Origin of the sequence: Coleofasciculus sp. D1-CHI-01 (genome assembly GCF_040218875.1) — a bacterium.
Lineage (GTDB): Bacteria > Cyanobacteriota > Cyanobacteriia > Cyanobacteriales > Coleofasciculaceae > Coleofasciculus.
The window spans coordinates 30,330-43,886 of the sequence record NZ_JAVJQP010000021.1 but is presented as its reverse complement, the minus strand read 5'-3'; the positions used below and the strand labels follow the sequence as shown (position 1 = coordinate 43,886).

The following is a 13,557-nucleotide window of genomic DNA, read 5'->3' as shown; positions in this document are numbered from 1 at the left end:
GTTATGAATTATCACGTATTACGTCAATCTCCTGTAGTCTCGATTAAAAATCTCAACCATTATTTTGGTAAAGGTTCTCTACGTAAACAAATTCTCTTTGATATCAACCTAGAACTATTATCTGGAGAAATTGTATTGGTGACAGGTCCTTCGGGTTCAGGTAAAACGACCTTGTTAACGCTAATTGGGGGCTTACGTTCACCCCAATCGGGTCAAGTTCACGTCTTAGGACAGGAACTTGTGGGTGCAACCGAAGAAAAACTGGTGCAAGTGCGCCGCCATATTGGTTATATCTTTCAATCTCATAATTTGCTCAAGAGTCTTACCGCGTGCCAAAACGTGCAAATGTCTGTGGAACTTCACCCTAATATTTCTCCCGTCGAGGCGGTAGCGAAATCAACAGCGATATTAACCACAGTTGGTTTAACCAATCATCTTAATAACTACCCTGATAACCTTTCTGGCGGACAAAAACAGCGCGTTGCGATCGCACGGGCGTTAGTGAGTCGTCCTCAGTTAGTTCTAGCTGACGAACCCACAGCAGCTTTGGATAGTCAATCAGGACGGAATGTCGTGGAATTAATGCAACAGTTAGCAAAACAACAAGGATGCACCATTCTACTCGTGACCCACGATAATCGGATTTTAGATATTGCGGATCGGATTATTCATATCGAAGATGGACATATTGAATTGCTTCGCTAACACTACCCAAATTGAAAATTATGGGTAGGCATTGCCCTCAATATTTTCGTTCAAAGAAGTAATAAGTCATAAGGAATACATTATATAGCTGTAGCCATAAACGACGTTTAAGGATGAGCCAGTTTATCTAATGACTGAGAACCCCTAAATAGGTTCAGTGCATCCGCGCCCGATTTGTTCTTAAGGTCACGTTAACCCCCTCACTAGATTGCTGAAGCACCAGTAAAGGAGTCGGTTTAGCTTTTTGATCCCAGTGAATTGAAACAATTCGTCCTTGAATCGTGGGTTGCCAGCTTTCATCCTCTGGAGAGAGAAAGGTTTCGATACAATCAATAATCTGGCTAATCGTGGCTGAGGTGGCTTGAGTCGGTAATTTAGTCAACTTGATTTGAATCCGGAACAGCACTCGCATGGTACGTTTACCGCTGCTTTCCGTCTCGTACTTGACATCAAACAGTTCATCAACTTGCCTCCCCGTGGTACTAGCAATCCCGACCGCGCTTTGAGTCGCTTGATTCGGTCGTAGTGCCACACTGATGATTTGTTTAACCTTGATTTTGATTTGATTAACGATAGCAAAATGGAATACCTCTTCCTCCATCCGCAATCGCAGATAGTCTAAATTGAACTCGCGAGAGTGAACCAAATCCGGATTGGTTTCCATTTTACGGATCGTGTTGAGCGCCAACTTCAACTTTTTCTGGAGGTCTTTGGTTTTAAACTGCTCAAATTTCAGCTTTTTCGTCATGGCATTCAATTGCATTTTGCCATAGACCAGTAAGCCGATCACGAGTAAGAACAGTCCCATGGAGACAAACATCCAGGGTGATCCGAAAGACTGATTGTTTGGGGGTGAAGGAGAGACAGCCGTGGGTGACGGCTGAGAAACTTGAGCTAATGTAGATTCTCTAGGGATAATCGAACTGGACATAATGCCTGCTGGAGAAAACGTAAGAGTTATTTCTAGAATGCCTTCCAGGGAGTGCATCGGGTGCAATCTCGCCCTTGCTAAGTCTGCTGGGGTATACCGACAGCCATTTTTTGTCGGTGGGGAAAACACTGTACCGAGTCGTAAACTCTTGCGAAAGTCCCCTAGGACTCCGCCATGAATGTTAGATTGTTCTGGATTTGTGTGGTTGATCGATTTGTCGCTTCAATTACAGATGCACCCATGCAGATTTTGAATTACAGTCCTGGAAAAAGGTAGCAGCAAACAGAGGTGTTCCTGCTGAGTGTTACCCTTAGTGGCGCCAGCGTGCCCGGTAGCTGCGAGCATCAATATGGCACAAATTAGGAAACCGACTATAGCGACCTAAACCACCGGGCCACCACGGTTCCAGAGACCAATAAATCTGATTACCACTTAACCCTTCACCCACAAAATCCATGGCATCTCCCACCAGATGCCGACTATACTTGGCACCCCCAACTGCTCGATTAATGTGAGGGGGACGATACCAACTGGTGACGATAAAAGGTCGCCCAATGCGATCGCGTGCCCGTTGTGCCAGTTTCGCAATGCGAATCATAGCATCCACTGTAGCTTGGTTCGGGGGCATACGTGTACCTCCATGGGTGGCTTCTGCCCAGGTAAAGTTACCATCGGGAATAATTGGTGCTAATAGCTGAATATTGTAGGGTGTCCACCGTTCCGGACGTTTGGGAATGACTACAGGTGTGGGCTTGGGCGGTGCTTCTTGGGCTTGGCGGCGGGCTTCATTCATCCGTTTTTGGTCGTCCAGGAGAGATTGCACTGCCTGATTTCGGGTGGGCAAATCTCGCCAAAGTTGCACCAGACGGATTAATGCTTCCCGTTGGTTGTCCTCTTCTTTGTAGTTTTTGGGTATCTTCCCGACAAAGCTGATTAGTTCTCGATCCAGTTCCGCTGCCAGTTTTTGCATCGCGGTGGGATCAGTGGTACTCGCTTGGAGGATGTCTGGATTAATGCCCAGATGACTTAATACCGTGGCGCGGGAGTCAAATTGATTCCAGAGTCGAAAGCCTTCGGTGAGGGCATTGCGTTGGCTACCTTGTCCCTGGTAGAACTTCGGTATGCGCTCGACAAAGGCAATTAGCGCCGGATCAATAATATCGAGATCTTCTTCGGGGGAGGCACTTTTTTCCAAAGACGCGATCGCTTCTTCTCGGCTTCGCAGTTGACGCCATAGTTGACTTAGGCGCAGCAATGCCTCCCGTTGATGGGGATAACCGCTATAGTTGGCAGACACCCGTCCCATAAATTGCTTCAGGGGAATATCCAATAGGGATTCATCCTTACGCGCTGATTCTACCTGATCCGTTGGTACTAACGAAGCAATAGCAGCATCCGGCGTATCCAGTTCCCGCCACACTCGCACCCCTTCGAGCAACGCATCCCGTTGATGAGGTAATCCCTGATAATACTCCGGCAGTCGATCCACAAGCGTCAGTAAGGCTTTATCTAGATAGGCAAGATTTTGGGGCAGATTTTCGCTGCTGAAGTCGGCGGCTAAATCAGCTAGATAGGCTTGTTTGAGGGACTCAAAGTTACTCGGTTCTAAACGTGCTGTATGGGGTTGACTGGCTGGCGGTACATATCCTCTAGCCACGTTTTGTAGGAACTCGTCACTATAGCGTCCCTGTTCGGAGAGCCATAAATCATTTCCTTGCTGTCCCTGAGCAATTAAACTATCAGTCAGCGATCGGATAACATTAGCAGCATACTGAACTTGTTCCGCGAACGTATTCACCTGATCGGGGGATACCCGATTGGCAGGCGAGATGCCTAATCCTGTTTCTTCATCAGCAAGCGTCGGAGACGAATGAACCTGATAGAGAGCCGCCAAAATTGGCTTGTGAATCCCCGCTCGTTCGGCGGCTAGAAGATAATAATAATTCCGTTGGTCTGGTGATAGTATTGCCATGACGAATTTTGATAATCCAAGATATAGCACCCATTACACAATAATCTATGGCTTGTTCATCGATTAACTCAGCAATAGCCGCCCATTGCTGGAAAACGCTACGTCTGATTGCCACGGATTTCAACAACCCTGACTTGAGGGACGCTTGAAGTCAGGGATTGCCAGGGACAGGGCTGGCAACGTAAGCGTTGAATAGACCATTAGCCACCAACTGATACACACCTCCAAATGCTTCCCCAGTTTGGACTAACTGTAAGTCTACTTGTCATAGACGCTTTAAGAGAGGACATTTTGTTGGTGGTGGTCGAGGGGACTTTGTACTTTGTACAGACGCTTCTGTCATCGCGTCTCTACTACACGAGAGGTTTATCACCATGATTCGTGTACCAGTATTATCACCAGATGGTGAACCGTTAATGCCAGCTAAAGCTAGCCGTGTTAGACGCTGGTTAAAAGCTGGGAAAGCCAAGGTCGTACACAACGACCTAAATGTATTTCAAGTCCAGTTAGTTAAGGAACCATCAGGTAAGAAAACTCAGGATATTCTGACGGGAATTGATCCGGGCAAGCTGTTCACAGGAGTAGCCGTCCAGTCGAGGGGCGCTACCCTATTCCTAGCCCACCTGAACTTACCGTTTAAGAACGTGACCAAACGGATGAGCCAACGGGCGATGATGCGACGGGGACGGCGGGGGCGGCGGATCAATCGTGAGAGGGAGATGAGGGAGATGAAGGAGATTATGTAGGGGTTCACTTTCACTACTATCGTTTGAAATGGTGCGTTACGCTTCGCTAACGCACCCTACTGTCGTGGCACACCTTAATTGGTGGATTAGCATTGTAGGGGCACCATCCTTGCGCCCGGTTTCACCGCAAAATCTATTCCACAATTTTAGCTGTGCCACGCCACTACACCCGCCCCGACTAAATGACTCTTGACAAATGACATAAGACAAATGACAAATGACAAATGACAAGGTGTAGGAGCAAGATTTATGGTGCTGGTTGTCCAAAAATACGGTGGAACCTCTGTTGGTTCAGTTGAGCGGATTCAAACCGTCGCTCAACGTCTCTTAAAAACAGTCAAAGCGGGTAACTCCTTAGTCGTTGTCGTATCCGCGATGGGTAAAACGACAGATGGGTTAGTCAAACTGGCTCACGAAATTTCCGCCAATCCCAGCCGTCGGGAAATGGATATGTTACTCTCCACTGGAGAACAAGTCTCGATCGCGCTCTTGGCAATGGCGTTGCAGGAATTAGGACAACCCGCGATTTCTCTGACTGGCGCACAAGTGGGTATTGTCACGGAAGCCCAATATAGCCGCGCCCGTATCTTTAGTATCCACACCGAACGGATTTCTCGGCATATCAACGAGGGGAAAGTGGTTGTGGTAGCGGGCTTTCAAGGGATCAGTAGTCTAACTGACTTAGAGATTACCACCTTGGGACGCGGTGGATCAGATACCTCCGCCGTAGCATTAGCGGCATCATTAGGGGCAGATCGGTGTGAGATTTACACGGATGTTCCGGGTATTTTAACCGCTGATCCGCGCTTAGTCCCTGATGCTCAACTCATGGACGAGATTACCTGCGATGAGATGCTGGAATTAGCAAGCTTAGGGGCGAAGGTACTGCATCCCCGTGCGGTGGAAATTGCTCGCAATTACGGGATGCCTTTGGTTGTATTATCCAGTTGGACGGATGATCCGGGGACAAAGGTGATTTCTCCGACGCCACAACCCCGTTCGTTAGAGGGTTTAGAAATAGCTCGCTCGGTCGATGCTGTAGAATTTGATACTGATCAGGCAAAAGTGGCAATGCTGCGGGTTCCGGATCATCCCGGTGTCGCCGCCCAATTGTTTGGGGAGATTGCGGGTCAAGATTTGGATGTGGATTTAATTATCCAGTCGATTCACGAGGGGAATACGAATGATATTGCCTTTAGTGTAAGTAAGGGTATTCTCAAACGGGCTGAAGCCGTCGCCGAAGCGATCGCACCCGCTTTCCGTAGCCCTACTAATCCCAGTGCTGATGAGGCGGAAGTCTTAGTGGAATCGAATATCGCCAAAATCGCGATCGCGGGGGCGGGAATGATTGGACATCCTGGGATTGCGGCGCAAATGTTCACCACCCTGGCAAATGCGGGGATCAATATTCAGATGATTTCTACCTCTGAGGTAAAAGTAAGCTGTGTGATTGATGCGGCTGATTGTAATCGTGCGATCGCGGTTTTGTGTGACCAGTTTAATATTAAGAGTTCCCCCGCCCGTTTACCAACAGAGTTAACCGATAATTCCCTTGCAGCCAGCGAAGGGTCAAAACTGAATCAGGGCAAGTTTCGTAAAAGCGATACCACCAATAGCGGTGTAGAGACGTTGCATGCAACGTCTCTACAGTCAACCCCTGTCCGAGGTGTTGCTCTTGACCAAAATCAAGCCCGTTTAGCTATTCGCTATGTTCCTGATCGTCCGGGTATGGCGGCTCGGATATTTAGTATCTTAGCCGAGCAAACCATTAGCGTGGATATGATTATTCAATCTCAGCGCTGTCGAGTAATTGATGGAATTCCCACACGCGATATTGCCTTCACTGTTGCCCAAGCTGAGGCGGAAAATGCCCAGAAAATTCTCCAGGAGGCTGCACCTATTTTAGGGTACGGCGAGGTTCTCCTTGATGCCGATATTGCTAAAGTCAGTATTGTTGGTGCAGGGATGATTGGACAACCTGGTGTAGCAGCGCGAATGTTTGCCGCCCTTTCTCAACACCAAATTAATATTCAAATGATTACCACGTCGGAAATAAAAATTAGTTGTGTGGTGAATAAAGAGCAAGGGGTGACAGCATTACAAGCCATTCACCAGGCATTTGGTTTAGCCGGAAATCAGCAAGTTGAAGTTCCCGCCTAGGAGTTAGCATCATCTGGATTATTCCAGACCTTGGCAAATGTCTTATCCGAAAGTTTAGTGGATTATCGAACCATCATCCGATGCTGTTCGCTGCGTCCAAATCGGCTACTTCTTCAAGTTTTCCAGGAGGTAAGTCGCGGATTTTTTTAATTATATAGCAGTACGCTCTCGCGTGGTTACAGTATAAATGTTCTAAGGCACTCCTGATAAAGCCTCCATTTCTAATGTGTAAATACACGCCTAGCGTAGGGCTATAGCAACCGCCATAGTGGTTAGGACACATCATTTATGTAGAGACGTTGCATGCAACGTCTCTACAATGATGCCGAAAGTCCTAATCGATGTGTCTACTGCTATAGCGCCTGTTCAAAAGAATTGAGTATAACTGTATTATTCATGCCATTTTTAATAGATTTAAGGACAATTAAAGGTTCATTGAGTGCAAGCCAATTTACCTTGATAAATAAAAACATGCAAAATCGCGAGCGTCTCGCTCGCACTACAACTGTTTCCTGTTCCCTGTTCCCTGTTCCCTATCCTCACTATAATACATATTCAGCAATCCCTACTCAAGGTTTTTGATCTAAACGAATCGCCCGCTCCAATGCCGTTTTTTCCCTTGACCGACGCACATAAGGTTCTAATTGTTTCACATCCAAACCGCTTAAAATACTCAAATCCTCCACATTCATTCCTCGCATTAACAGTTCCACACACCAAGTCTGTCGCGCTTGCTCAATTGAGGGAGATGGCGTTTCCAACTTAGCGGTAAAGTTACGCCATGCGGCTCTTAATTCTGGCACAGACATCCGTTCTAAGGCTTCATTGACAAACATAGGTGAGCGATCATCTTTACGACTTTTGAGCCATTGGTTTAAGGGATTGCGGGTGTAAGAACCATAGCGCTTGCCCATAATCCACTGATTGACAGGGACTTGGCGCACGTTACCGTGAGTCACTTGCAACAAATGTCTGTGGGCGTCACTAATTTGGTGCGATCGCTCTAAGGCAGTAATTTCTTCTATCCGCAACCCCGCACCAAAGAGGATATAGGCAAGAGCATAATCCCGTAATCCGCTTTTTTTCGCTTGTTGCAAAATTTCGTGAACTAACGATGCGGGTAAATCGGCTACAGTCTCAGAGAAGATCACCGGAGAAGGCGCATTCAGTGAAGAATCGGGGACAGGCTGGCGCACTGTCTTCCCTGTGTCGCCGCTTCCCGGCTCTTCCTCCACCTCTTCCCGTCTCTGTGTCTCTTCCCGTCTCTGTAGCTCTCCGTCTGCAAAAGCTCCGTGTAAGATGAGTTCGACCAAACTTTGCAAAAACTCCTCCTGACTTTGCCAAAGCTGGTGGAACTCGCTAGTTAGTTCAATCACCAGATACCCGAATAACATCACATTAACCAAGCTGGCTAATTTTTCCGCCGACAATCGCAATGATAAGCGATCGCGTTGAATCACGGTGGTAAGATAATCAGCAAAGTCCAGGTTGGCTTGAGTAACCCCTTCTCCTAACGCCTGACGATGCTCAACCGTATATTTTCCCGACTCCCCCACCACAGAGCGCAGTAACTCTGGCATTTGCGTGAGAACCTGAAGGCGATCGCGTCCATAGTTAATCAGCGCCTGCTCAAACGTCGTTGTCTGATCGACTTGAGATCTGAGTGATTCGCCCAGACGGGTAAACACCCCAGAGTCTTCGATCACGGCTAAGAGTAATCCTTGTTTATTCCCAAAGTGACGGAACAGTGTGACTTCATTAACCTGGGCTAATTCAGCAATCTGACGTGTGGTCGTCTCCGTAACCCCCTGAACGGTAAACAACTCAAGCGCTGCTTGAATCAAACGCGCTCGTGTTGTAGAACTGGTACGAGACATAGTTTAGTAATGTAAGTAACACTTGCATTTTGATGGATAAATCGTTAAGCTGATGATAGAAGTGTAAGTAACACTTGCACCTCAATTCCTACTGTAACGATTCTCATGACTAATCATTCAATCTCAGTGCCTCCTCAAAGTCGCACTAACTTACCCTTCCATTGGCCCAGTCTGCTATTTTTTGGCACGATTCACGCCTTAGCACTGATGGCACCCTGGTTTTTTTCATGGTCAGCCTTGGGAGTAATGATATTTCTCCATTGGCTTTTTGGCAGCATTGGCATTTGTTTAGCCTATCATCGGCTTTTGACCCATCGGAGTTTTCAAGTGCCTAAGTGGTTAGAATATATCCTGACCACCATCGGGGCTTTAGCTCTACAAGGAGGACCAATCTTCTGGGTAGCAGGACACCGTCAGCACCATGCTCATCCAGAAGATGCCAACAAAGACCCTTACTCAGCACGGTATGGATTTTGGTGGAGTCACATGCTTTGGCTGTTCTATCATAAGCCCGACTTTTTTGATTACGAAGTGTATCAGAAAAATGCTCCCGATATGTCAAGAGACCCTTATTATCGCTGGTTAGATCGCTATTTCTTATTGTTACAACTTCCTCTGGGTCTATTGCTTTACGTAATCGGGGGATGGCAATTTGTATTCTGGGGTGTCTTTGTCCGAGCTGTCGTACTGTGGCACAGCACCTGGTTGATTAATTCTGCCACTCACTTGCGTGGTTATCAAACTTATGAAGTTAATGATGGGTCTCGAAATCTCTGGTGGGCAGCAATCTTAACCTACGGAGAAGGTTGGCACAACAATCACCACGCTCATCCCAATGTTGCTCCGGCTGGACGTAAATGGTGGGAAATCGATATGACATGGTGGGCAATTCAACTGCTGCAAGGAGTGGGTTTAGCGAAGAAAGTTGTCCTACCACCCAAAAAGGCAGCCTAGTAACACTCTTGGGGAGTTTAAAAGTATGCCCTTGAGTGTCGCGAAGGGTCAAAAGTTTGTTTTCATCAGATTTTTTGAAGAGTTAGCCAACGTAGGTATTGTTCTACTTTAGATTTTCAATTTGAAGATAGCTTGATGCTAACTCAATTAATAATTGAACTTAGTATTCAGTAGTTACATTGAACCGCATGACTTGACAAGGGTAGGTTATGTGGTTGTTTTGTAGGTCAGAGGAGTTTTTCGGTAATAGGAAAAGGAAACTAGGGGCAGGTTTCATTAACGGCTTATTCCACCATCATTTTATGACAATATAACAAAATGAAACAGTATTCTCCACTGACAATTATTTCTTATCTAATCGGTCCAACGCTGATTATCTTTAGCCATATCGGATCGTTACTTGTTTTAATCACGGGTTTATCGTGGGGCGCTTGCCTATGGATCATATTTTTATATGTCATCCGTATGCTGGCAACAACCGGCATCTACCATCGACTACTCACCCACAAAAGCTATCAGGCTCCTGCTCCAGTTCTATGGCTGGGAAGTATTGTGGGAGCATCGGCGGGACAGATGGGTCCAAGTTGGTGGAAAGCGCACCATATAGCCCATCATAAGCATGTCGATCAAGATCTCGATCCCCATTCCCCCTATACACCCGTTCAAGGGATCGGAGGATTCTATTGGTCTCAAGGAGGTTGGCTATTATCTCCCCGCTTTTTTCCTGACAAGCTACCTGCCGATGTTGAGAGTGATACTGTTTTAAAGGTGATTGATCGTTTGCACTTTATCCCTCTAGTAGCACTGGGAGTGATTTCTTATTTCATCGGTGGTGTTGAATATCTGGGTGCTTTTTTTCTCAGCACAACGCTGCTGTTTCATGGCGTGCAAACCGTCAACTCCCTTTGCCATATTGTGGGGGAACAACCTTTTATCACTGATGATCTCAGTCGCAATAATAAGTTAGTAGCCTTTCTAACTCTGGGTGAAGGCTGGCATAATCTCCATCATGCCTTTCAGTCATCCAGTCGCCAGGGGATAACCATTCGTTCTGGACAGGTTGTCTATCTTCCAGATCCCACGTTTAGCTTCATTAAAACGCTTGAGTTCTTCAAGTTAGCGTCAAAGCTTAAAGTGCCTACTGAAACCAAGCTGCTGGCGTGTGCCAAGGTTCTAAGCTTTCAGTCTTCCGAGTTACCAGCTAGCGTAAAAACATCGGTAGGTTCTGAACACCCCTCTAGGACATCGGTCAAGAAACCGGCTCCGAGAAGGGTGAAAGGTTGATATGGCGTTGTCATCCTCACTCTTAACCCGGTTTGGAGGGAATACTTGACTGTTGTTGATGACGATAAGGATTAAACATTGATTCAGATACAATTAATTATTCCCAGAGCCAAATTAACCCGTATCCTAGGGGCGCACGCTCCGTCAAGGGGTTGTAGAGACGTAAGGCGTGGAACGTCTGGGAGCAGAGGGAGTGCGATCGCGTTTGCCATTATATACCGGGCATTCGTAGGGGCTTGGTCACCAAGGGAACCAAGTAAGGGCTTGGGAACCAAGTAAGGGCTTGGGAACCAAGCCCCTACTCTAAATCAACATATTCGGCTAAATTTTCAATTTGGGGATCACTAAACCGATACAGTAAACGCCACAGCACGGTATAACTCCCATCTAAACGCTGGTGAACGGGTTGAAACGCCACAATCACATCGCTGCTGGGTGTGTTGAGTATTTCTGGTAGATAACGGCGCTGCGCCCGGGAAATTGGTTCTCCTTCCAGTACAGCTTCGGGTAACTGGAATTGAATTAATCGAACCAAATACGTATTATTTAATTTTACCTCTGAACCGATAGCCGCCGGTGGGCTTAAAGGCGGGACAAACCCAATCCCATCTTTACCTGTATAAAAGCGCCGTTGGTCTATTTGTAAGGCTTCTACTTCATTGGGTGGACGATAATTTAGGAATAAATCCCGTTGTTCGGGTGTAAGCGTAGAAATTGTGTTTAGATTGGCGTTGATTTCGTCTAAAGAAACATCACCCAAATTGACGATAAAACCATAATCTAGCCCCTGCAAAGGAATGGTGAAGTTTCCATTTTCAATTTCCAACGCCAAGCTGGGAACGTAATCCGTAGCAGGTTCTTCTCCAGTCGTTAAGGGAAACGGTTGGGGGAGGGGAGATTGCAGGCGGTTTCGCAGCTTATTGGGATCGGGTTGATAGCTTTCGGCGAGAAAGATACGGGCAATTCCGGTGTTGGGTTGGTCAAGAAACTCGGCATATCGCTGGGGTTCTAAGGGCAAAAGACCCAAAGTGCTTTGGGTAGGAATTACTGAGTAAACACCAGGATCAACTATACGAGCAGAGTCGGGAAACGCTGGTAATGTGGGTAATAGTTGTTCCCGTGTGGCTAAAAGAGTTTGGGTGACAGCTTCCGGAGGCGCGATCGCAGGTTGTAACGGCTGTCTCTGATAGTCTGTAAGGGGGCGCTTTGTCGGCATACCCAAGACAGGCGGTTCCGGTTCTGGGAAGTCGGGTACAGGTGCAAATTCAGGACGAAGTGGTGTGGCTAAATTCAGCCGTAAACCCAGGCGTTGTTCATCGGGTACGGTACTGGGTGCAGCTAACCCAGCTAGCATCGGTAACCGCATATCTAACAGATCAACCATTGGTTCCAGCTTTTGGGTAGATACATAAAGAGTGCAGTACACCTGTCGCTGGGGTAAGGTTAACGGTGCAGGAACATTGGGATCAGGCGTTCCATTATTACAGAGAAACTGGGGAATTCGATACTGACTATTCAAGAAGCGTTCCACTTTGCCCAGATGTAAGAAAAGTTGCGATCGCGTCGCTTCTACTTGATATACATTCGGACTGTAGTATGCTCGCTCAATCCGATTAATCAAATTCAGTTGTTCTTGCACCAATCGTTCGGCGGGACGCCAAAATCCTTGGGCAAAGCTAGATTGTGCTGTTGTCTCTTGAGCATTTGCCGTTGAAGGCGAAAGTAGCGGGAACGATAGGGATAAGGATAGTAATACCAATAAAGATGAGTAGTGCATAAACTGTAGGGGCGCATGGCGTGCGCCCGATTTAACGGTAGAATCCACTCCACCATTTTAGCTGTGTCATGTTAGTAGTGGCTCGGCACACCTTATTTGAGCAATTAACCATTAGCCCGGAAACTGTAGGGGCGCAGGTTGTGCGCGTTCAATCGTCAAGTCTCTTCCATCATTTTAGCTGTGTCAATCCAGTAGCGTAACGCGAAGTGTTAGCCAGTAACAAGCGTCGGAATAAGCATCAGTATCTGGAGATATTCTTCATTTCGCTTCGCTTCATTCTCTAATCACAGAATCGGGTACTTGATTAATAGTGGACGTTAGACGAATCCGATCCGGCACAGCGAGCGATCGCACTTCTTTTGATACCACGATTCACGACATACCCCTTGACTCTTTCTGTATCCTGCGCTACTGACATGATCTTTAGCTTGACTCCATATCGTTTCGGCTAAATTTGTCAATCTATGATAATTTAAACTATTCTTTCCACCAGAACGGTTTAAATTTTTAAATCATGCTTCCATCTCAACAAAGCGTCATAATTGCTCATTTTTGACCCGTTTTCCGGAATTATCTACGAATTTTCAAGGGTTGCAGCAATTGTGAGATTAGTGTGCGATTTTCAGGTATATTATCTATGGTGGGTATTTTTCGGGCAAAATTAATTTTGAGACAGCTCAACCCCTTGAATCTTCGTAACACTTTGTATAATGTTTGGTTTTCGTCTCATTCCCCATGTTTCCTTGGACGCATGTATTTTGTTAAAGTTTCGATAAAAATCATTACTAAGTCTTGACAAAAACACAGATGACACAGAGGGGATAGGACTTTCTAGAACAGTAAATCCTAAGAGACACAGATTGACACAGACAACTAAATAATCCCCCCACCAGCTAATCATTTTTTTATCCTTTGAGCGCTCGATTAATACCCAATCCGATGAAGTCACCCTTGGCTAAATTAACCTGATTGCGTTAGTCCTATAGGGGTTTCAATGTCGGCTGGCACAGTTGGTTATGTGGATATTCATAAGTTTTGTTAACTATTTAGATTTCCGGCAAAGAAACTTCTATACTCATCAACTAGACATCGATGTCCTAACCTTACGGCTACATAAGTAAGGTTAAATTCAGGTTAATTTTTAAGGGCTG

8 protein-coding genes and 1 pseudogene are annotated in these 13,557 nt (G+C 46.4%); 5 read left to right on the top strand and 4 right to left on the bottom strand.

What is annotated here, in order from left to right; translation table 11 throughout:
- Positions 1-3 precede the first annotated feature (3 nt).
- Positions 4-705, top strand: a complete 702-nt coding sequence (locus RIB93_RS04080) for a DevA family ABC transporter ATP-binding protein (protein WP_446370533.1) — start codon at positions 4-6, stop codon at positions 703-705.
- A gap of 154 nt (positions 706-859) precedes the next feature.
- On the opposite strand, the gene RIB93_RS04075 is transcribed toward RIB93_RS04080, so the two are convergent.
- Entirely contained in the window at positions 860-1,636 is a 777-nt protein-coding gene (locus RIB93_RS04075) for a hypothetical protein (protein ID WP_446370575.1), read from the bottom strand.
- Positions 1,637-1,946: 310 nt separating this feature from the next.
- The gene (locus RIB93_RS04070) at positions 1,947-3,608 is read right to left on the bottom strand and encodes a D-Ala-D-Ala carboxypeptidase family metallohydrolase (RefSeq protein WP_446370532.1); all 1,662 of its coding nucleotides are present in this window, start codon (positions 3,606-3,608) and stop codon (positions 1,947-1,949) included.
- A 374-nt stretch (positions 3,609-3,982) separates the two neighbouring features.
- On the opposite strand from RIB93_RS04070, the pseudogene RIB93_RS04065 reads away from it, so the two are divergent.
- Positions 3,983-4,321 (top strand): annotated as a pseudogene (locus tag RIB93_RS04065) (RRXRR domain-containing protein); the annotation flags it as partial.
- A 282-nt stretch (positions 4,322-4,603) separates the two neighbouring features.
- Positions 4,604-6,514 carry an aspartate kinase gene (locus RIB93_RS04060; RefSeq protein WP_446370530.1) on the top strand — a complete coding sequence of 637 codons (1,911 nt, stop codon included), beginning with the start codon at positions 4,604-4,606 and terminating at the stop codon, positions 6,512-6,514.
- 569 nt (positions 6,515-7,083) lie between these two features.
- Here RIB93_RS04060 and RIB93_RS04055 read toward each other — a convergent pair.
- Complete coding sequence (locus RIB93_RS04055) at positions 7,084-8,391, bottom strand: TetR family transcriptional regulator (protein ID WP_446370528.1); 1,308 nt, start codon at positions 8,389-8,391, stop codon at positions 7,084-7,086.
- A 105-nt stretch (positions 8,392-8,496) separates the two neighbouring features.
- Here RIB93_RS04055 and RIB93_RS04050 point away from each other — a divergent pair, with 105 nt between their 5' ends.
- Positions 8,497-9,345 (top strand): acyl-CoA desaturase, encoded by an 849-nt coding sequence (locus tag RIB93_RS04050; protein WP_446370526.1) that lies wholly within the window; start codon positions 8,497-8,499, stop codon positions 9,343-9,345.
- 318 nt (positions 9,346-9,663) lie between these two features.
- Positions 9,664-10,629, top strand: coding sequence for an acyl-CoA desaturase (locus tag RIB93_RS04045; RefSeq protein ID WP_446370524.1), 966 nt, complete (start codon positions 9,664-9,666; stop codon positions 10,627-10,629).
- 298 nt (positions 10,630-10,927) lie between these two features.
- On the opposite strand, the gene RIB93_RS04040 is transcribed toward RIB93_RS04045, so the two are convergent.
- Entirely contained in the window at positions 10,928-12,454 is a 1,527-nt protein-coding gene (locus RIB93_RS04040) for a hypothetical protein (protein WP_446370522.1), read from the bottom strand.
- Positions 12,455-13,557 lie beyond the last annotated feature (1,103 nt).

What these genes read in the sequence shown, in the direction of transcription:
- RIB93_RS04060 (WP_446370530.1), top strand. Translation starts at nt 4,604, where the DNA reads ATGGTGCTGGTTGTCCAAAAATACGGTGGAACCTCTGTTGGTTCAGTT.
- RIB93_RS04050 (WP_446370526.1), top strand. Translation starts at nt 8,497, where the DNA reads ATGACTAATCATTCAATCTCAGTGCCTCCTCAAAGTCGCACTAACTTA.
- RIB93_RS04045 (WP_446370524.1), top strand. Translation starts at nt 9,664, where the DNA reads ATGAAACAGTATTCTCCACTGACAATTATTTCTTATCTAATCGGTCCA.
- RIB93_RS04075 (WP_446370575.1), bottom strand. Translation starts at nt 1,636, where the DNA reads ATGTCCAGTTCGATTATCCCTAGAGAATCTACATTAGCTCAAGTTTCT.
- RIB93_RS04055 (WP_446370528.1), bottom strand. Translation starts at nt 8,391, where the DNA reads ATGTCTCGTACCAGTTCTACAACACGAGCGCGTTTGATTCAAGCAGCG.
- RIB93_RS04070 (WP_446370532.1), bottom strand. Translation starts at nt 3,608, where the DNA reads ATGGCAATACTATCACCAGACCAACGGAATTATTATTATCTTCTAGCC.
- RIB93_RS04080 (WP_446370533.1), top strand. Translation starts at nt 4, where the DNA reads ATGAATTATCACGTATTACGTCAATCTCCTGTAGTCTCGATTAAAAAT.